Raw genomic sequence first — 18,966 nt, 5'->3', positions numbered from 1 at the left:
CCGCGGCACGCACCCCGGATCAGGGTGCGGCCCGTCAGGCCGTCGCGTACTGCCCGTAGGGCGAGCTCCGGTTTTCCTTGTACCAACGCCGCTCGTCTTCGGAGTTGGGCTCCGGCGGGACCATGGCGTCGATCTGCCAGGTTTCGAACGGCGCGGTTTCGACGTGGAACTCCACCTCGTACCCGCGGTCGGCCGTGTAAGGCTTGAGCAACTCGTTGACGTTCTCGAAGTACCGCCGGAGGATCTCTTCGACAGTGATGCCCGCAAGCTCCGCGGCCCCCTCGTTCGTACGGGCGATGTGGACGACCTCGATCTGGACGAAGTTGTCACGCGACTCGCCGCCGACAAAGAACGAGTCCGCCTTGACCTCGTGGAAGACGACCGAGGTATAGAACTTCGGCAACTCGAAGCCGAAATTCTCCCGCGACCAGTCGGACGAGTAGATGTTGGTGATCTTGTCGGCAATCTCCGCCTTCTCTTCAGGCGTGTAGGCGTTCTCCGGGACTAGCAGCTGCCACAACGGCATGAGGTGCTCCTTCTTCTTGTGGATGGCCGGGTGAGTGCGGAACGGGCTACCGCCAGCACGTGCCCGAAACGCTCGCTGCTTGTGCATGCCTCGCGTTTCGTGCGGACCCTCAGTTATGGACCTGTCAGCCGCACGAGTAGGACGTGTTGCCGGTCACATCCAAACTACGACCGGACGGCGCCAGCGGCGTAGGTCGAACTTGCCGAACATCGGTACGGAATTGACACGCATGCGGTCACCGGTACGACCTCACTCCGACACCAACGCGGATCGCGAACCCTGGCCCGCCACCCAGTCGTCGTAGAAGTCGGGCATCACAGATGCCCGCCCTTGGAAGTCGGGCTTCCGCTTCTCCAGGAAGGCAGCCACTCCTTCCTTTCCATCGCCGATGCTGGTCCAGAACATGCCGAGCGAGTCGATCCGGTGAGCATCGCTCGGGTGCGCCAGGCTGCCGTTGCGCCGCACCATCTGGCGAGTGATGGCTACGGCAACGGGAGACCGGTCTCGGGTCCACGAGTCTGCGACTCTGAGTGCTTGGGTCAGCAGGTCATCGTCGGGGTGCACCTCGTCGACCAGTCCGACCGTCAGAGCTGCATCGGCGTCGAGAATGTCGGCGCTCAGGACCAGGTCGATAGCCGCAGAAGGGCCGACCAGCCGGGGCAGGTACCACGTCGAACAGGCCTCTGGAACGATGCCGATTCGGCCGAAGACCAACCCGATACGCGCCGAGGCCGACATCAGGCGACGGTCCATCGCCAGCGTCATCGTGGCGCCGATGCCCACGGCGGCACCGTTGATGGCAGCGATCACCGGTTTACGGCAGTCGTGGATGGCCAATGTGACCCGTCCACCGGTGTCGCGGACGGCGGCGATTGCAGCATCGTCGAGGTCGGCCATGTCGCCCAGACCGGGAGTGCGCGTCTCGTCGAGCCCGAAAACGTTGCCCTCACGACTGAGGTCCATACCAGCGCAGAATGCGCGCTCCGCCCCGGTCACGATGACGGCGCGGATGGCGTCATCATCGTTAACGGAGCGAAAGGAATGCTCAAGCTCCTCCGCCATCGTGACGGTGAACGCGTTGAGCTGCTCCGGCCGGTTCAGCGTGATCGTCAAGATGCCATCGCTGACATCGTGCCGGATCGTCTGGAAATCCATGGTTCATTCCTCCTGGGATGCGGTGTGGCAGGTGCGGAGCGGGCGCCGCCCTGAACCGTGACGACTTGGCGTCGCCACTCGTGCGCGTACGGTTCAGGCGCGCAGGAACTGGACGCCGCCGCTGGTTACATCCGCCTCGAGCCCTTCGACGTGGAACGCGGCGATGCCGTCGCGCTCACCCGCGACGAACAGGAGCTCGCCGCCGTCCAGAGCGAGCCGGTCGCCGTCGGCTGTCGTGCCGAGGGCCGCTGCCCAGGTGTTCGCGAGCTGAGTCGGCTCCAGTGCAGTCAAGGTCGCACCGGTCACACGCCCCGGACCGAGCGCGGGCGGTGTCTTCTGGATCCACTCGGGTCCGGCCCATCGCCAGGACTCCGGCACAACCATGTGGTCGAGCGTGATGATGGCACCCGGCACGTCTTGGGGGTGGATGTGGATGTCGATGTCGCCCTCTTCGTCGTTGTCGAAGATGACCCGGAGGCCGAGATCCTTGATGCGGGCGCGAGCTGCGGCGATGTCATCCACCTGGAACATGGCCATGTAGCCGCCATCGCCGCCGAGCCGGTCGAGGTGGCGGCCGCCTGCCGTACCCTCCTCGATGGGCGAGATGACCTCCACAAAGGTGTCGCCGAGCGGCAGGACGGCGTTGCACAGACCGAACTGGGCCACGTCCGGGTCGTAGAACGGCTCCCCGAGCGGGAGCTTGACTCGAAGATCCGCGACGGCGGTGTCGAGGTCACGGGCCACGATGGTGACCTGGCGAATACGGAGCATGCGAGCTGCTGTCATGCCTGCCACTCTAGGAACCGTTCCGTCCCCTCGAGTCGTCAAAAATCGCCTAACTTAGGTACAGCATCGCCAAGAGTGAGGTCACGTCCGACCGGCACGGCGGCGCGAGATTGCGGTCGACAGAGTCACGGCGACGAGCAGCGCTGCGCCGTTGAAGGTGGGTTCAACCCAGTCAGCTGCGCCCGCCAGGACCAAGCCGTTGACGCTGACGGCCACGAAGAGTACGCCGATCAGCGTGCCGAGGACATTGAAGGTTCCCGGCCGGATTGCTGTTGCCCCCAGGAACGCAGCAGACAAGGCAGCGAGGGTGTAACCGGGACCGACTGTCGGGTTGGCCGTCCCGGCGCGGGCCAGCAGGACCACGCCCGCGACGCCGGCCAGCGCACCGGAGAGCACGAAGCTGGAGAGCACCATCCGCGGGACGTCCAGGCCGACCAGGCGCGCCGATGTGGGGCTCGCTCCAACCGAGGCGAGGTACCGTCCGTACGGCGTGTGGCGGAGGAGGTAGTAGAGCACGATGGCGACGAGGGCGAGCGCGAAGACCGGGCGGGGCACCCCCAGCAGCACCCCCGAGCCCAGGTTGGTGAGGCTCTCGGGGATACCAACGCTGAGGACCTGGTTCTCCGTGTAGAGGCTCACCAGTCCAGCCACCAGGGTCGACGTCCCCAAGGTTGCGATGATCGCGTTCACGCCGCGGTAGGCCACCAGCCAACCGTTGAGGATACCGACGACAGCGCCGGCGATGATGCCGAGGAAGATCGCCACGACCACCGGCAGGTCGTGCGTTGCCACGGCGCTGCCGGTGACGATGGATGCCAGGCCGAGCACCGCACCGACCGACACGTCGAACTGTCCGCACGTGAGTGGCACGATCGACGCGAGGGCCGCGATCGCGACGACCGACTCGTTCCCCAAGATGTTGCGGATGTTCGCCAGCGACGGGAAAGTCTCGGCAGTCGAGCCGTACATCGAGAAGAACAGGCACAGCAGCGCCAGCAGCACCGCCAACGCGTAGCTCTCGAGGAACGCCAGCAACTCCGGGCGCCGACGTGAGGTCACCCCCGTACTGGTGGCGCTCTTGATCGTGCCATTGGCCGTGGTGGTCATCGGTTGGTCTCCTTGAGCAGGTACGACAATTCGGTCAGATGATGGGGTTCCAGATCGACGCCGCTGACCTCAGCAGCGACACGGCCCTCGCGTAGCACCAAGGCTCGATCGGCCACTTGAGCGAGTTCTTCGAAGTCGGAGGTCACGAGGAGAACGGCGCTGCCGGCTGCGACCGCCCGCCGGACGTGCTCGTAGATCTCGGCACGAGCCTGGACGTCGACACCCTGCGTGGGCTCGTCGAGCAGCAGCACGGCTGGGGCTCGCCGCAACCAGCGCGCCATCACTGTCTTTTGCTGGTTACCACCCGACAAGGTGCCAGCGACGGCCTTGTCGGTGGCCGGTCGCACGTTGTAGATGCCGACCAGGCGCTCGGCATCGGAATGCTCCCTGCGGTGCTGGAGCCGACCGCGCGACCAGTAGCGTGGGACAACTGCCGCCGACAGGTTCTCGCGTATCGAACTCGAGGCGAACAGGCCCTCCGCGGCACGGTCCTCCGGCACCATCGCGACCCCGGCCTTCATGGCCGCCGCCGGACGGGATGCCTGGTAGGACCTGCCATTCAGTACGACCTCGCCCGACGTGACGGGCAGGTCGCCGAAGAGCGACCGCAGCAACGAACTACGGCCCGACCCCAGCAGCCCGGCGATGCCGAGGATCTCTCCGCGGTGCAGGTCGAAATCGACTCCCCGGAGCGGACCGGCGACCAGATCACGCACCGACAGCACGACCTCCTCGCCCACCGTCCCAGATCGCTCGGGATAAACCCGCTCGATCCCGCGGCCGACGATGAGCTCAACCAACTGTTCCTCGGTCAGGTCGTCCACCTCGCGAGTCGCCACCTGCTCACCGTCGCGCAGGACGGTCACCCGGTCAGCGAGTTCCAGGACCTCGGAAAGTCGGTGACTGACGTACACGATCGTCTGGCCCGCCGCCGCGTACTTGCGCAGTGCGGCGAGCAGGATGTCGACCTCCCCGACGGGGAGGGATGCAGTGGGTTCGTCGAGGACCAGCACCCCGTCGTGGGCGCCTTCCTGATCCTGGAGCGCTCTGGCGATGGCCAGCATGGTGCGGTCGGCCGGTCGCAGCGCGGCCACCGGGGCGTCTGGCGAGACGTGCAATGAGTAGCGTTCCAAGACCTCAGCCGTGCGCCTCCTGGTCGCCTTCCAGTCGATCCGCCCCCCGACCGCGCGCACGAAGCCGCGGCCGATCGCCAGGTTCTCCGCGACAGTCAGTGCTCCGAACACCGCGGGATCCTGGTGGACGAAGTGGAGCCCAGCAGACCGGGCCGTCGAGGGTGACCACTCGTCCGCAGAGGCAGCGACACCCTGCACCTCGATCCGGCCACCGTGATCAGCGTGGTAGACGCCGGCAAGGAGCTTGATCAACGTGGACTTCCCCGACCCGTTGCCGCCGAGGAGGGCATGAACCTCACCGCGACGGACCTCCAAGCGCGCGTCACGCAGGACCGTCGTCCCCGCGAAGGTCTTGCTCAGACCGGTGGTGCGCAGGACGGTGTCCTGCGCACCACCCGGGAGGTCGGTCACGAAACGCCCCAGATCTTCTTGTAGTGCGCCACGTAGTCGCGCTTCGGGTTGCCGTCCGCGTCGATGTTGCCGTCGTAGTACGTCGTCACCTTCGGCAGCGGCCCGTCGGCGTCCAGCGTCTGCAGGCCGATGCCCGAGTCGACCTGCGGCTCTCCCTGCAACATCCGGTTGATGCCGTCAACCGCGGCCCAGCCCACCCAGATCGCCGGGGACCCGGCGATGGAGTCCTGGCCCTTGTTGTCCTTCACGAAGCCGATGTTGGGGCTCAGGCCCTCGTTGCCCGGAACCAGCAGGTCGTCGTTGCGACCTGAGGCGACCACGGCTTGCGAGACCCCAAGGATCAGTGCGGTGTCATGAAGGCCGAACACGACGTTGGCGTCAGGGGCTCGGGTCAGGGCGGCCTCGGCCTTGGTCTGGAGCTTTCCGGTGACGAAGTCGCTCTGGGTGAAGGGCACCTCCGCGACGATCTCGCAGCCACCGCAGTCCTTGATCCGGTCCACGAAACCCTTGCCCAGGTGCTGGGTGATGAGAGCGTCATCCTCAGTGAACTGGATGATCTTGGCCTTTCCGTCGGTCTTGGCAATGACGTAGTCAGCGACGCTACGGATGTAGGGACCCTCGGTGTACTCGCGGAAAGTCATGCCGTCCTGGTAGAGGAGTTGGGCGTCGTACAGCGGCTCGCCGCCTCCGGCCAGCGGGTCGTCGCAGTCCATGGAGAAGATGCCGTAGATCTTCACGTCCGCGGCGCGGGCCTCCTCGAGTGCGCCCTTGGCCGCGACGCAGTCGAGACCATCGAGGACGACCGCATCGGCCTTGTCGGCGATCGCGGACCGGATCCCGTCAGCAAAGGTGTCCGGGCTCGCCTTGCCGTCGAAGACCGTCACCTCCCAACCGACGGTCTCACCGGCTTCCTTGATCCCGGCTGCGGGCCTCGAACAACCCTCCGCCACCTGGGTGCATGAGATGACCCAGACGTTCTGGCCAGCCTCGGGCTTGGGGGCGCTGTCCGGCAGTGCGCGATCGGTCCCTTCGCGGTTCTTGGCCACGGCCGCCTTCGCCTCATCGATCACCTCGGTTGAGGTGGTGCCTCCTCCCCCGCCGTCATCGGAACTCGAACAGGCCGCGACGAAGGGCAGCATCAGCCCGACGGCCAGCAGCAGGGCCGAAGGTCCTCCCTTGATCGACGGTGACGTTCGGTGCTTGGCGGCGGACGTGACGATGTGCGTTGTGGTGGTCATTGGTTCCTCGTGTTCCTAGGTTTCGATGTGCTGTGGGGCGGTTCTTGCCGTGCCGCTTCACTGAGCGGCTGACCCGACCTTTTCCGCCGTCTTGCCGGTCTCGCGATATTGAAGAACGCTGGCGGCCGAGAACTGGAGGGACCAGAGGTTGCCGTGGTGGGGGTACTTCGCGACCATGGTGTTCACCAAGTCCTCCATGTCCTTGGCGACCTCATAGGCAGCGGCAAAGTCGCGGATGTACGAGCGCGTCTGGGCGATCATGGTCTCGACCGCGTAGTCATCGCCGTCGGGCCTGCGGTGCCCAGCCACGATCATGCGGGGATTCAGGCTCTCCACCAGGTCGATCGTCTCCAGCCAGTCGGACCATTCCTCGGGCGTCGAGAGGCCCAGCATCGGATGGATCTCGTTGTAGACCGAGTCGCCGGCAATCACGACGTCGATCTCGGGTACGTGAACGATCGAGGTGGGATGGATGTCGGCCTGCTTGACCTCAATGATGTTGACCGGCGATCCGTCCACGAACAGGGTGCGTTCGTCGATCGGCTCCGGAAGCGGCCCTGGTGTCACGCAGGCGTCGCCGAACAGCATCCGCCACTGCTCCTTGTGCAGCTCCATCTCTTCCTTCATGGCATCAACCACGTGGGGCATCGCCACGCACCGCGCACTGGGGAACCTCTCCAGGAGAGGTCCGAGTCCCGAGTAGTGGTCCGCGTGCGCGTGGGTGATGTAGATCGTCGTCAACGTCTTGCCGGTGCGCTCGATCAGGTCCCCGAGCTCTCGGACGTCATCCTTGAGGTAGAGCGCGTCGATCAGGATCGCCTCGGTCGGACCGCTGACGATCGTCGCGCTGGTCGGCGAGAACTTTCCGCTGAACATGTCTGGCCAGTCCGCAGGAATGTCTGGCCACCGCCCAACAAAGGACGTGGCGCGGATGGGCGGCGCGGCCACTGGCGATCGCTTGTCAAGGTCCACGAGGTAGCTCCTGTTCGGTGTCAGCATCACGAACCAACGTGCTGCGGGTCACACCCAACGTAAGGAAATGCGACGTGCGTCACGTAGGTCGAACTTGCCGAGCCCCGGTACAGAATTGACACGACTCCGGCCAGCAGGCGGTGCGGCCGGCGGCGTACCAAACCCGCGGTGGCCACCCTGGTGACACCTGGGCCAGGTCCTCGGCGGCGCGGTCCGATCGCCGGGAATCAAGAGACTCGGACCAGCGGTCCTCTGTCAGGTCCGACGGCCCGAGCCGCCACGACGGTCACGGTCCGAGCCGGGATGAGGAATCCGACAGCAGCGCCGAGGAATGCGGCGATTGCAGCAAGCCAGCTCATCGCATGAAACGCCGCTTCAGACGGGTACGTGCCGTTGCCGACCGCTCCGGCCGTCAGCAACGCGGCGATCGTCGCCGAACACGTGGATGTACCGATCGAGCGGACCACCGTGTTGAGCCCATTCGCCGCCGCCGTCCCACCAACGGGAACCGACTGCATGATGAGCACAGGCATCGCCGCAAAGCTCATCGCGATCCCGACCGAGACGATCGAGATGCCGACTACGAGCTCGACGAGGGAGCCGTCGAGCAGCACGCGGACGACGTATCCAAGACCCGTGATGGACAGGCCCCCGATCAGAGTGATGCGTGCTCCGAACCGTCGGGTGATGAACGCGGACACCGGGGCCATCAGGACCATCAACACACCGCCGGGCAACATCACCAGCCCCGCCTCGGTCACCCCAAGGCCGAACCCGACTCCCGTCTCGACCGGGATCTGCAACTGCTGGGTGGCAACGAACATGTAGTTGAACATGACGAAGCCGGCCAGGAGCGATGCGATGTTGGTGAGCAGCACGGGGCGACGTGCCGAGGTGCGCAGATCCACGAGCGGTTCGCCGGTGCGCAGTTCCCACGGGGCCCAGACGGCGAAGGACAGCGTTGCCACCGTGAAGGAAAGCAAGGTCCACGGTGATGTCCATCCCCAAGTTCCGCTCTTGGAGATGCCAAGCAACAGGGCCGTCAAGGCAATGGAGATCAGGACCGCTCCCAGCCAGTCGAAGCGCCCAGGCGTGCTCACACCTGACTCGGGCACCACCAGGAGGACCAGGGCAAGCATGCCCACGGACATCACGACGCTGGCCCAGAACACCGCGTGCCATCCGAAGGGCTCATAGATCAGGCCCGAGAGCGGCAACCCCACAGCGCCGCCGATTGCAAGAGTCGCACTCATCAGTGCGACCGCACCGCCGATCTTGCCCGGAGGCAATTCATCGCGCATCGTCGAGATGCCGATCGGTATGAGGGCCGGAGCGAACCCCTGCAGAAGTCGGGCGACTATGAGGAGCGCGAAGGAGTCACTGGTAGCACCGAGCAGCGAGCCGCAGAGCAGAGCGACCAGCGAGACCACGATCATCCGACGCTTGCCATGCATGTCGGCAAGCCGCGACATGATGGGCGTTGTGACGGCGCTCGTGAGAAGCGTGACGGTCACCAGCCAGGAAGCGTTGTCAGGGCTGGTGTCCAGTAGCCCGGGGAAGTCCGGCAACAGCGGGACGACCACCGTTTGCATCAGCGACACTGCCGTGCCGCAGAGGGCCAGCACCAAGACGACCGCCCCCGCACCCGAGCGACGCGGGCCCTCAGGCTTCACAGCGGTCGTCGTGGCGGTCACGCAATGCCAGCGCGCTGGAGGGCTCTCTCAACCATCGCGTCGATCAGCTCGACCGTCGGGGCTCCATCCTCGGCTTCGTTGGCAGGTTCATCCAACGCGCGCCGGCGTACTCCTTCGGCGATGATCGCGATCTTCCACATGCCCAGCACTTCCCAGAAGGTCAGCGCACCCAGCGCGCGGCCGGACTCGGCAGCGTAGGTCTCGGCGATCTCCTGCCTGGTCGCGAATCCGGCCAACTTGGAGGCCTCGAACAGGCCGCTGGGCGGATCGGACGGCTCCGGCCAGTACGCCAGCGTGGAGCCCAGGTCGGCAAAGGGATCACCCAGGGTCGACAGCTCCCAGTCGAGCGTGGCACGTACGCCAGCGGTGACCGGGTCAAGGATGACGTTGCGGATGTGTAGGTCGCCATGGACCACGGCGAGCGACGTGTCGGCTGGAACGTTGCCCTGCAGCCAGGCGGTGAGCCGGTCCAGTGTTGGAAGATCCCGAGTGCGGCTGGCGTCCCACTGTCGGCTCCACCGCTTCAGCTGCCGCTGTGCGTACGGTGAGTGGCTCGCTAGGTCACCCAGGCCTACCGCGTCGAGGTCGACAGCATGCAACCGCGCCAGGACGCGAGCCAGTTCGAGTCCGATCTCGTGCCGCTGCTCGTGGGTCAACGCCTCAGCGGCCGTCATTCGATCGACCACCAGTCCGTCGACGTACTCCACCACCAGCACGGGCGCGTCGCAGATCGCGGGGTCCTCGACTAGAGCGACCACTCCGGGTGTCGGCACCGGCGTCCCAGCCAATGCGGAAAGGATCTTGTGCTCACGTGTGACGTCGTGGGCCGATGCCAGCAGGTTGCCCAGTGGCGGCCGGCGGGCTACCCAGCGGCTGCCTGCCTCGTCGGTAAGCTCGTAGGTGAGGTTCGACTGGCCGAGGCCGATCCGTTTCGCCGAAATCTCTCCGACGACGGCGACCCCCTGCGTCTGGAGGAAGACTCCCAATGCCGCCGGGTCCAGCGCGACTGCGCCCACCTCTGCGGTGCGTGTGAGCATCTCATCTGATCCCATTTGAAGTTCCTCTTCTTTTTGTTGTCGTCAGCGGCGGCGCCGCACCGTGGTGGTCCACGGCTCGGCGCCGCGCACGGTCTGCTCAAACTGCGGCGGCGGCGTCTCGCATCCGCTTGAGCTCAACTCGGGCGATGGTCCGCTTGTGGACCTCATCGGGTCCGTCGGCGAGCCGGAGCGTGCGTTGGTGCGCATAGAAGCCGGCCAGCGGGAAGTCATCGGTCACGCCGCCGCCACCGTGGACCTGGATCGCACGGTCGATGATCTTGAGTGCCATCTGGGGAGCGGCGACCTTGATCGCGGCGATCTCGACGCGCGCCTTCTGGTTGCCCACGGTGTCCATGAGCCATGCCGTCTTGAGGGTGAGGAGGCGGACCACCTCGATCTCGATGCGCGCCTCGGCGATCCAGTCCTGAATGTTCGAGCGGTTGGCGATGGGCTCACCGAAAGTCACCCGGGTCTGGGCCCGCTTGATCATCAGGTCGAGAGCACGTTCGGCCATGCCGATGGAGCGCATGCAGTGGTGGATCCGTCCGGGCCCGAGGCGCGCCTGACCGATCATGAAGCCGTCGCCCTCGCCGGCCAGCAGAGCGGTGGTGGGAACACGGACGTCCTCGAAGAGGATCTCGGCGTGTCCCTCACGATCCGTGTAGCCGAAGACGGGCAAGCCACGGACGACCGTGACGCCCGGAGTGTCGATCGCGACGACCATCATCGACTGCTGCCGGTGTGCCTCCGCCCCGGGGTCGGTCTTGCCCATGACGATCAGGACCTTGCAGTTCGCGTGAAGGGCGTTCGAGGCGAACCACTTGCGGCCGTTGAGGACGTACTCGTCCCCGTCGCGCACCATCGAGAGCTGTACGTTGGTGGCGTCCGAGCTCGCCACGTCGGGCTCGGTCATGCAGAAGGCCGAGTTGATTTCGCCGGCCAGGAGCGGCTTGAGCCACTTCTCCTTGTGCTCCTCGGTGCCGAAAAGCTGGAAGACCTCCATGTTGCCGGTGTCGGGCGCGTTGCAGTTGGTCGCCTCGGGGGCGAGCTTGGGGCTGCGTCCCATGATCTCGGCGAGGGGCGCGTAGTCGAGGTTGCTCAGGCCCGGAGACCCCCACGCCTTGTCCTCGTGCGGGTGGAAGAGGTTCCACAAGCCACGCTTGCGCGCCTCGGTCTTGAGCTCCTCGAGGATCGGGGGGTGGAAGTGGGGATTCCCCGACTCCGCCATCTGTGCGTCGTAGATCGCTTCGGCCGGGTAGACGTGCTCGTCCATGAAGGTGAGCATCTTCTCCCGATACTCGTTGCAGCGATCCGAAAACTCGAAGTCCATCTCAGTTCCTTGTCTCATCGTTGGGCAAAATCGTGGTGTTGTACGTCGACCTGGCCGCGCCAGCCAGTGCAGACGGAGCGGTGGCGAGCTGGTTGCCGACCTTCACCGGGCCTCCCCGTGCCATCCGGTGGAAAAGGTCGGCTTCTCCTTGGCGACGAAGGCCTTGACCGCCGCCACGTGATCCTCGGTCAAGCCACTCGCCTTGTGCCGGGGCACTTCGGCCGACATCGAGGAGGTGAGATCCTCGTGCGGCGCCCACAGGAGGTTCTGCTTCATCCCCGCGATCGCGTGCGAGGGGCCGCTGGCCAGTCGCTCAGCGATCTCACGGGTGCGCTGTTCCAGCTCGTCCTCGGGGACCATCCAGTTGACCAGGCCCAGGGCAACGCACTCCTCACCCCGGACCCGGGGGTTGAGGAAGATGAGTTCGCGCGCCTTGGCCGGGCCGACCAGCCGGTCGAGCAGCCACGCGACACCAAAGTCGCCGGCCAGCCCGACAGCCTCGAAGCCGGTAGCGAACAACGTGCGTGGCGACCCGATGCGTAGGTCCGCGGCAAGCGCAAGTCCGATGCCTGCTCCGGCCACAGCACCAGGGATGGAGGCGAGAACCGGCTTCCGGCACCGGTGGATACGACCGACTGTCTCCTCCTGATCGCGACGCTGCGCTTCGACGGCAGCGTGGTCGATCTCGGCTGCGCCGGCTCCCTCGCCTCCTTGCTCGTGAAAGGCCTTGATGTCCCCTCCAGAACAGAAGGCGCCGCCAGCGCCAGTGATGACGATCGCTCCGACCTCGCAGGATGCGTCCATCTCGTTCAAGGCGGTCGCCAAGCCCCGGATCATCTCGACCGAGAGTGCGTTGCGGCTGTCGGGGCGATTGAGCGTGATGGTGCCGACGCCGCTGGTGACGTCAGTCAAGACCTCGTCGCCGGGAGGGCGACCCTCATCAACCACTGGTCGGCTCATGTCAGGGAGGCTTGCCGTCCCCCAACCTGAACTTGAACTCATCCTCATACTCGAACGGTATCACAACCTGGGCGCGCCAATACTCGACGCGGGAGCTTCACCTGCCCGCCCCCTCCTGCGCAGGGCACAGAAGCGCGCCACGCGCCAGCGTGGTGATGCCAGAACGGCGGGCGGAAAGGTGGAGTCGCTCCCCGAGAGCGCTCCGGCACAACCGCGGCCGCGGGTTGCGGGGTCGTTGGAGTCCCGCCACGGACCTGCCTTAGCGGGTCGTCACTTCTTGCGGACGGCTCGCGGCAAGGTGAGGTGGTGCTCGATGCGCAACGCATTGCACCACAGCCGGGTGGCGGTGTAGACGAGCTCCTCGAAGTCGCCTCCGTCGTTGAGCACGAACGTGGCGAACGCGAACCTGCTGATCATGCCGGAGAGCACCCGCGAGGCCATCACGGGATCGACATCGGGATCGGCGAGACCACGCTCTTGAAGATCCTTGATGGCACGGGCATTGCGTTCGACGAAGACCCAGCCGCGGTCCCGCCGCAGCTCCCGGACGTTGGGATCGATGTTCGAGACCTGCTCCAGCAGCTGCATGAGCTTAGCGTTGTGACGGTAGCTCTCGAGGTAAGCACGATTGCTCGCCTCGATGATCGCGGCCGGATCATCGACCGCCTCGACGTGCGCCATCCCGGGGTGGAGCATCTCGTTCTTCGTCGCCTCCATGACAGCGGCGAAGATCTCCTCCTTGTCGTTGAAGTACGTGTAGAAAGTTCCGATGGCGAAGCCGGCTTGGACAGTGATGTCGCTCAGCCGAGCATCGAGATACCCGTCGCGCTCGAAGACGACCCGCGCAGCGTCAATAAGGGCTTCGCGCGTGCGGACGCCTCGGCGCGTCACCGGTGGCTTGCGAGCAGTGTCTTCGGTCACGGGCGCCATTCTCCTCCACGCCCGCGCCCAGATGGCGCCCGACAGGCCAAGGCTTCTGGCTTGCAGCGGCCCAATCGCATCAAGCCTCAGCTGCCTCACGCTGCAGGCGGCGCATTCCGGCGAGCCACCGGTCGTAGTCCGATCCCTTGCGCCGGTAGTACTCGAGCACCTCTGGATGCGGGAGGATCAAGAAGGTCTCCTCCTCCATCGCCGCCAGCGTGATCGCGGCGACGTCCTCGGGCTCCAGCACGGTGCCGGCCTTGGCCACCACGTTCGCCCCGAGCTGCGACACCTCGTCGACCGCATTGAGCGCGTCGTGGTGGATGGCCGTATTGACCCCCATCGGGCAGATGCAACTCACCCGGACCCCCTGGTCTCCGTAGGTGACTGAAAGCCACTCGCTGAAACCCACGGCAGCATGCTTGGTGACCGAGTACGGCGCAGCGGCAATCTGGGTGAGCAGTCCGGCGGCCGAGGCAGTCGACACGAAGTAGCCGGATCCTCGTTCGATCCAGCCTGGCACCAGCAGACGAGCCGCACGAATGTGGGAGAAGAGATTGATGTCGAGGGTGCGCTGCCAGTCCTCGTCGCTCTCACCGATGCCGGACCCACCACCCACGCCTGCGTTGGCGAAGAACAGGTCCACCGGCCCGAAGTTGCTCTCGGCGGCAGCGATCATTTCTTTCAGCACCTCGACGCGGGACGCATCCCCCGTCACAGCGACACCGCCCACTGCGGCAGCGACCTGGGCAGTGCGCTCGGGATCAAGATCTGCAACGACCACCCGGGCACCCTGCTCAGCGAGCTCAATAGCAAGCGCGGCCCCGATGCCTCCGCCCGCACCGGTCACGATGGCGACCTTGCCTGAGACCTTCATGCCCGGTTCCCCTCGCTGGGCACTCGGACAAAACAAAGCCCGCCACCGCTTGACCCGCCTACAACAACGGCTGTTCCGGCATTCATGTCACTCCTTCACGCCGCCGATCATGGAGGCAACTATGGTTTCCTAACTTGCATTTGAGTTCAGGTTCAAGTTTAGGGCAGAGTGCCTCACAACGGCCAGCGGTCCTGCACCGCGGACCTCAGGTGATACGCAGCGCATTGGCCCAGAGGCGGGTCAACGAGGTGACCAGATCCTCCATCCGCCACGGATCCCCCAGCACGAAGGTGCCGTAGGCCATCCGGCTCACCATCGCCGAAAGTGCAGTTGCTGCGAGGAGTGGATCGACCTCAGGATCGGCAATCCCGCGCGCCTGGAGATCCTTGATGCTTTGGGCATTTCGCTCCGCGAAAGCCCGGCCTCGAGCGCGTCGAAGCGCCCGCACGTTCTCGTCCACAGCGCTGACCTGGTCCAGCAGCCGCATCAGCTTTGCATTGCGCCGGTACGCGACCAGATAGGCCCTGTTGCTCGCCTCGATCACTGCCAGAGGAGCGTCGCTGTCGATCATCCGCCGGACCTGCGGATGGACCATCTCGTCCTGGACGGACTGGAGGACCGCCGCGAAGACCTCCTCCTTGCTGGTGAAGTAGGTGTAGAAGGACCCAGCCGCCACCTTGGCCTCGGCGGTGACGTCGGCCAGCCGGGCATCGAGGTAACCGTCGCGTTCGAAGACCGTCCGGGCAGCCGTGACCAAAGCGGCGCGCGTGCGCGCTCCGCGCGCCGTCCGAGGTAGCTCCTTGACAGGGCTGGCGTCGCTTCGTGGATCCGCCCCCGAGGGTGCCATGAACTCAGCTTCGCTCAGTAGCGAACCTGATTGGAAACACCGGGGTTGGCTCGTCCTGTGTCGCGAAGCTCGATGGCGTTCGCTGCGGAGAACCACAGAGTCCAGTAGTTCCCGTGATGGGGATACTTCGCTGTCATCGTCGCGATCAGGTCATCGGCGTCTTTCGCGACCTCGTGGGCGGCCGCGAAGTCCTGGATGTAGGAGCGGGTCTGCGCAATCATGGCGTCGACCGCGTAGTCATCGCCATCGGGCCTGCGGTGGCCCGCCACGACCATCCGCGGACAGAGTCCCTCGACGAGGTCAACGGTCTCGAGCCAGGCTTGCCACTCCTCGGGCGCGGACAGGCCGAACATCTGGTGGATCTCGTTGTAGATGGAGTCGCCGGCCACAACGACATCGATCTCGGGGATGTGCACGATCGTCGTGGGATGGATGTCGGCCTGCTTCACCTCGATGATGTTGAGCGGCGAGCCATCGACGTGCAGAGTGAGATCCTCGAGGGGTGACACCCGAGGCAGCTCCATGACGCTCGTGTCGCCGAACAGCACGCGCCACTGGAGCATGTTGTCCTCGTGGATGTGGTGCATGAACTCGATCACGCCGGGCAGTGCCACGCACTTCGCGTCCGGGAACCGCTCGAGAAGTGGGTTCACGCCGAGGTAGTGATCGGGGTGCCCGTGGGTGAGGTAGATGGTCGTCAGCTTCTTGCCCGTGCGCTCGATGAGGTCGCCGAGGTCCCGGACGTCGTCCTTGAGGTACTGGGCGTCGATCAGAACGACCTCGGTCGGGCCGCTCACGAGGGTGGAGGTGGTCGGCGAGAACGTCCCGGCCGGCATGCCGGGCCAATCATCGTGCGGGATCGTGGGCCAGCGGCCGACGAACACCGTTGCGCGGATCGGCGGTACGGCAGGCGAGCCGGAGACTGCGCCAGGCGAGTGAGCATCCACGAGGGACCTCCGAGTTCTGTTGAGGTAGCGCCGCCTCACGGGACGCAGGAGCGAAATGTGGTGACACGGGACAGTGCTCGCCCACACACAGAGCGACGACTGTTCCGACTGGATCTCAGGCGGCGTCATCCTGGATGACGTCAGGCACTAGCGACCGTGCTGCCTTCAGGCACCGGTGCGCCGCGAGGCCTTGTTGTCCTTGTCCCAGCGCCGCATGTCATCGGTGCCCGGGGCCGGCGGGATCATGCCGTCGATCCTCCACGAGACAGCAGGATCGTTCTGGATGGAGAATTCCCACTCGTACCCGCGGTCGTCGACGTACGGCTTCAGCGCCGGAAGAACCAGGCCGAAGTACCGCTTGAAGAGCTCGTCCACCGTCACCCCCATGGTCTCGGCGACCTGGTCGTTCACGGGTCGAGTGTCCCCGTCTGTCCCGCCGGCGATATGGGCGACCTGGATCTGGATGAACTTGTCACGGGGCTCGCCACCGATGTAGAACCTCGTCGGTTTGACCTCGTGGAAGATCACCGAGGTGTAGAAGCGCGGGAAGGAGAAGCCGAAGTTCTCCATCGCCTCCGGAGACGAATAGATGTTGGTGATCCGTTCGGCGAGATCGTTCATGTCCTCGTCCGTGAACGCATCCTCAGGGACGAAAAGGTGCCACAGCGGCATGGTGTACTCCTCTTTTTGCTTCTTGCGTGAGTGCGAATAGGCCGCCGGCCCGAAGTGCTCAGCTACGAGAACTCGCCTCGCGAATCGCGCCGGACCTCCAGGCTTCGACCTGCCAGCCACACCATCAGGATGTGCTCCCGGTCACACCCAACGTACGAGCAAGCGGCGCCAGTGACCAAGGTCGAACTTGCCGAACACCGGTAATTATGTGACACCAAACTGCCAGAGTCTCCGCCGGCGGCGGCAAGTCAGTCCGTTGGGGTCGGGAGCACGCCGGTCGCCAGCACGGCCAGCCTCTCGCGGACCCGACGCGCGGTGTCGTCGGCATACACATCCTCTGCCCCAGCCTCGAGTGCGTCCAGGATGTTCGCGACGACGTCGGCCGGATCCGCCTTGGCGACGTCGAAAGAGGCGATCATCGGCGTGTCAGTGGGGCCGAAGTGGGCGCCGAGCATCTGGGTGCCCTGACCAGCGAGCTCGAGGCGGAGGCTGTTGGTCAGCCCCCAAAGCGCGGCCTTGGACGCGCTGTACGGGCCCGGGTCGGCCAGCCAGCTCATGGTCGAGTGCACGTCCACGACGGCGCTTGCTTGGGCTCGCGCCAGTGTGGCCGCGAACGCGCGGACCAGCGCGAGGGGCCCGAACAGGTTGGTCTCGAAGGTAGCCCGGATCTCCTCGATCGAGGATGTCAGCAGCGAGCCCGGGCCCAGGACGCCGGCATTGTTGACGAGCACACTGATGTCGCCTGCGGCGCTCACCGCGGTGAGCATCGAGTTCGAGTCCGTCACGTCCAGAAGCAACGGGACGACCCGGTCGTCATCCCAGGTCATCTCGCGCCGCGTGCCGGCATAGACCTTGCGGGCACCCCGTTCGATGAACTGGGAGACGAACTGGCGCCCCACCCCACCGTTGGCCCCCGTTACCAGAACAGCGCTTTCCTCGATGATCATTGCTGCTCCTTGCGCCTGGCTAATGGCTAGAGGTCGTGCTGCAGGCCGGACCTGGGGTCGTGGAACCGTTGGCCGAGCGGAAACCGATCGTTGTGCCTCTTGACGGACACAGCCCGCTCGACGGTCGCGCTCTCTTTCGCAGGCGACTCATTGAGATCGATCCCCGTGCCGTGGCGCGCCCTAGTGGCCGCCGACCAGGCTCGACACGGTGGCGATGGCCCGTTCAGCATCACTGATGATCTTCCTGACGACGTTGTCGACGGAGTCGACTTCGTGGATGAGCCCTTGGGCCTGGCCCGCCCACCACATGCCGTCTTCCATCTCGCCCTGGTTCAACACCTGCGCCCTGCCACGCACGCCCGAGGCGAGTGCTGCAACATCGTCGAAGGTGGCTCCTGGACGACTGCCGATCTCCGCAATCTCCTCAGATATGGCGTTCTTCGCCACCCGGGCACTGTTCTTGAATTCACGGAACACCATGACCGTGTCTCGCTCCGTGTTCGCGACGATCTGCGCCTTCACGTTCGCATGGATCGGGGCTTCGGTCGTCGCCATGAAACGGGTCCCCATGTTGACGGCATCGGCCCCGAGAGCCAAGGCTGCAGCGAGTCCCTCACCTGTGGCGATGCCACCGCTGGCAATGACGGGGATTGACAGAGCGCGGACCGCTGCCGGGATGAGAACCAATCCCGGCACGTCGTCCTCGCCCGGATGACCGGCACACTCGAAGCCATCGATGCTGATGGCGTCAACGCCCTTTCGCTCAGCCGAGAGTGCGTGGCGCACCGATGTCGCCTTGTGGATGACCTTGACCCCAGCCCCGTGAAAGTCCGGAAGATGGGGCTCGGGGCTCGATCCAGCAGTTTCGACGACAGTGATGCCCGCTTCGATGATCGCGGCTCTGTACTCGTCGTAGGGAACCGACTTGATAGTCGGCAGGATGGTGAGGTTGACCCCGAACGGCTTGTCCGTCAGCTCGCGCGTTCTGCGGATCTCCTCTGCCAAGGCCTCGGGCGTGGGTTGCGTGAGCGCAGTTAGAAATCCCAACGCCCCGGCGTTGGCGACCGCGGAGATGAGCGGCGCAGTGCCAAGCCCCGTCATTCCACCGCAGACGATGGGGTGCTCAATGCCGAACAGCTCGGTGAACCGGGTGTGGAACATCTTCTTCCTCTTCTCTGGTCGTGCTGAGACGTGCGCAGGTAGACCATCCTAGCCGAACATGAGATCAAGTTCATCTCTTGAGCACTCGTTTGGACACAACCGGTCCGGCCGACGACGAAGAGACTGCGCCTGGAGCATGCCGCGCAAGACTGCGCCTGGAGCATGCCGCGCAAGACTGCGCCTGGAGCATGCCGCGCAAGACTGCGCCTGGAGCATGCCGCGCAAGACTGCGCCTGGAGCATGCC

The 18,966-nt window shown here is 65.4% G+C and carries 18 protein-coding genes; all 18 read right to left on the bottom strand.

Going from position 1 to position 18,966, the window contains the following annotated elements:
• Nucleotides 1–34: 34 nt before the first annotated feature.
• Complete coding sequence (locus ACOACQ_RS06290; RefSeq protein ID WP_378606399.1) at nt 35–526, bottom strand: tautomerase family protein; 492 nt, start codon at nt 524–526, stop codon at nt 35–37.
• A 249-nt stretch (nt 527–775) separates the two neighbouring features.
• A complete protein-coding gene (locus ACOACQ_RS06285; protein ID WP_420287884.1) occupies nt 776–1,681 on the bottom strand; it encodes a crotonase/enoyl-CoA hydratase family protein in 906 nt (301 codons plus the stop codon).
• 93 nt (nt 1,682–1,774) lie between these two features.
• Nucleotides 1,775–2,467 (bottom strand): VOC family protein, encoded by a 693-nt coding sequence (locus ACOACQ_RS06280; RefSeq protein ID WP_378606393.1) that lies wholly within the window; start codon nt 2,465–2,467, stop codon nt 1,775–1,777.
• 81 nt (nt 2,468–2,548) lie between these two features.
• Entirely contained in the window at nt 2,549–3,574 is a 1,026-nt protein-coding gene (locus ACOACQ_RS06275; protein WP_378606390.1) for an ABC transporter permease, read from the bottom strand.
• Nucleotides 3,571–5,118 (bottom strand): sugar ABC transporter ATP-binding protein, encoded by a 1,548-nt coding sequence (locus ACOACQ_RS06270; protein WP_378606387.1) that lies wholly within the window; start codon nt 5,116–5,118, stop codon nt 3,571–3,573. Before ACOACQ_RS06270 ends, ACOACQ_RS06275 begins: the two co-directional genes overlap by 4 nt.
• Nucleotides 5,115–6,356, bottom strand: a complete 1,242-nt coding sequence (locus ACOACQ_RS06265) for a sugar ABC transporter substrate-binding protein (protein ID WP_378606384.1) — start codon at nt 6,354–6,356, stop codon at nt 5,115–5,117. Before ACOACQ_RS06265 ends, ACOACQ_RS06270 begins: the two co-directional genes overlap by 4 nt.
• A gap of 57 nt (nt 6,357–6,413) precedes the next feature.
• A complete protein-coding gene (locus ACOACQ_RS06260; protein ID WP_378606381.1) occupies nt 6,414–7,232 on the bottom strand; it encodes an MBL fold metallo-hydrolase in 819 nt (272 codons plus the stop codon).
• Nucleotides 7,233–7,555: 323 nt separating this feature from the next.
• Nucleotides 7,556–9,022, bottom strand: coding sequence for an MFS transporter (locus tag ACOACQ_RS06255; protein ID WP_420287883.1), 1,467 nt, complete (start codon nt 9,020–9,022; stop codon nt 7,556–7,558).
• A complete protein-coding gene (locus ACOACQ_RS06250) occupies nt 9,019–10,074 on the bottom strand; it encodes a phosphotransferase family protein (RefSeq protein ID WP_378606378.1) in 1,056 nt (351 codons plus the stop codon). Before ACOACQ_RS06250 ends, ACOACQ_RS06255 begins: the two co-directional genes overlap by 4 nt.
• A gap of 82 nt (nt 10,075–10,156) precedes the next feature.
• Entirely contained in the window at nt 10,157–11,389 is a 1,233-nt protein-coding gene (locus tag ACOACQ_RS06245; RefSeq protein WP_378606375.1) for an acyl-CoA dehydrogenase family protein, read from the bottom strand.
• 102 nt (nt 11,390–11,491) lie between these two features.
• Nucleotides 11,492–12,301, bottom strand: a complete 810-nt coding sequence (locus ACOACQ_RS06240) for an enoyl-CoA hydratase/isomerase family protein (RefSeq protein ID WP_420287882.1) — start codon at nt 12,299–12,301, stop codon at nt 11,492–11,494.
• 318 nt (nt 12,302–12,619) lie between these two features.
• Nucleotides 12,620–13,270: a TetR/AcrR family transcriptional regulator gene (locus ACOACQ_RS06235; protein ID WP_378606366.1), complete on the bottom strand. Its 651-nt coding sequence runs from the start codon at nt 13,268–13,270 to the stop codon at nt 12,620–12,622.
• Nucleotides 13,271–13,349: 79 nt separating this feature from the next.
• Nucleotides 13,350–14,147, bottom strand: a complete 798-nt coding sequence (locus ACOACQ_RS06230) for an SDR family oxidoreductase (RefSeq protein WP_378606363.1) — start codon at nt 14,145–14,147, stop codon at nt 13,350–13,352.
• Nucleotides 14,148–14,352: 205 nt separating this feature from the next.
• A complete protein-coding gene (locus ACOACQ_RS06225) occupies nt 14,353–14,994 on the bottom strand; it encodes a TetR/AcrR family transcriptional regulator (RefSeq protein ID WP_378606359.1) in 642 nt (213 codons plus the stop codon).
• Nucleotides 14,995–15,008: 14 nt separating this feature from the next.
• Nucleotides 15,009–15,941: an MBL fold metallo-hydrolase gene (locus tag ACOACQ_RS06220; protein WP_420287881.1), complete on the bottom strand. Its 933-nt coding sequence runs from the start codon at nt 15,939–15,941 to the stop codon at nt 15,009–15,011.
• A 165-nt stretch (nt 15,942–16,106) separates the two neighbouring features.
• Nucleotides 16,107–16,613, bottom strand: coding sequence for a tautomerase family protein (locus ACOACQ_RS06215; RefSeq protein WP_378606354.1), 507 nt, complete (start codon nt 16,611–16,613; stop codon nt 16,107–16,109).
• Between the two features lie 248 nt (nt 16,614–16,861).
• Entirely contained in the window at nt 16,862–17,560 is a 699-nt protein-coding gene (locus ACOACQ_RS06210; protein WP_378606351.1) for an SDR family oxidoreductase, read from the bottom strand.
• 180 nt (nt 17,561–17,740) lie between these two features.
• On the bottom strand, nt 17,741–18,721 hold the full coding sequence (locus ACOACQ_RS06205; RefSeq protein WP_378606349.1) for an NAD(P)H-dependent flavin oxidoreductase: 981 nt from the start codon (nt 18,719–18,721) through the stop codon (nt 17,741–17,743).
• Nucleotides 18,722–18,966: the final 245 nt, after the last annotated feature.

The sequence above is a fragment of the Nocardioides sp. CPCC 206347 genome (genome assembly GCF_048654605.1).
Classification (GTDB): domain Bacteria; phylum Actinomycetota; class Actinomycetes; order Propionibacteriales; family Nocardioidaceae; genus Nocardioides.
This window is presented reverse-complemented; position numbering and strand designations above follow the sequence as displayed.

Coding starts and splice junctions, on each gene's coding strand:
- ACOACQ_RS06205 (WP_378606349.1), bottom strand. CDS start 18,721: ATGTTCCACACCCGGTTCACCGAGCTGTTCGGCATTGAGCACCCCATC.
- ACOACQ_RS06280 (WP_378606393.1), bottom strand. CDS start 2,467: ATGACAGCAGCTCGCATGCTCCGTATTCGCCAGGTCACCATCGTGGCC.
- ACOACQ_RS06215 (WP_378606354.1), bottom strand. CDS start 16,613: ATGCCGCTGTGGCACCTTTTCGTCCCTGAGGATGCGTTCACGGACGAG.
- ACOACQ_RS06225 (WP_378606359.1), bottom strand. CDS start 14,994: ATGGCACCCTCGGGGGCGGATCCACGAAGCGACGCCAGCCCTGTCAAG.
- ACOACQ_RS06260 (WP_378606381.1), bottom strand. CDS start 7,232: ATGTTCAGCGGAAAGTTCTCGCCGACCAGCGCGACGATCGTCAGCGGT.
- ACOACQ_RS06285 (WP_420287884.1), bottom strand. CDS start 1,681: ATGGATTTCCAGACGATCCGGCACGATGTCAGCGATGGCATCTTGACG.
- ACOACQ_RS06230 (WP_378606363.1), bottom strand. CDS start 14,147: ATGAAGGTCTCAGGCAAGGTCGCCATCGTGACCGGTGCGGGCGGAGGC.
- ACOACQ_RS06245 (WP_378606375.1), bottom strand. CDS start 11,389: ATGGACTTCGAGTTTTCGGATCGCTGCAACGAGTATCGGGAGAAGATG.
- ACOACQ_RS06250 (WP_378606378.1), bottom strand. CDS start 10,074: ATGGGATCAGATGAGATGCTCACACGCACCGCAGAGGTGGGCGCAGTC.
- ACOACQ_RS06290 (WP_378606399.1), bottom strand. CDS start 526: ATGCCGTTGTGGCAGCTGCTAGTCCCGGAGAACGCCTACACGCCTGAA.
- ACOACQ_RS06210 (WP_378606351.1), bottom strand. CDS start 17,560: ATGATCATCGAGGAAAGCGCTGTTCTGGTAACGGGGGCCAACGGTGGG.
- ACOACQ_RS06265 (WP_378606384.1), bottom strand. CDS start 6,356: ATGACCACCACAACGCACATCGTCACGTCCGCCGCCAAGCACCGAACG.
- ACOACQ_RS06275 (WP_378606390.1), bottom strand. CDS start 3,574: ATGACCACCACGGCCAATGGCACGATCAAGAGCGCCACCAGTACGGGG.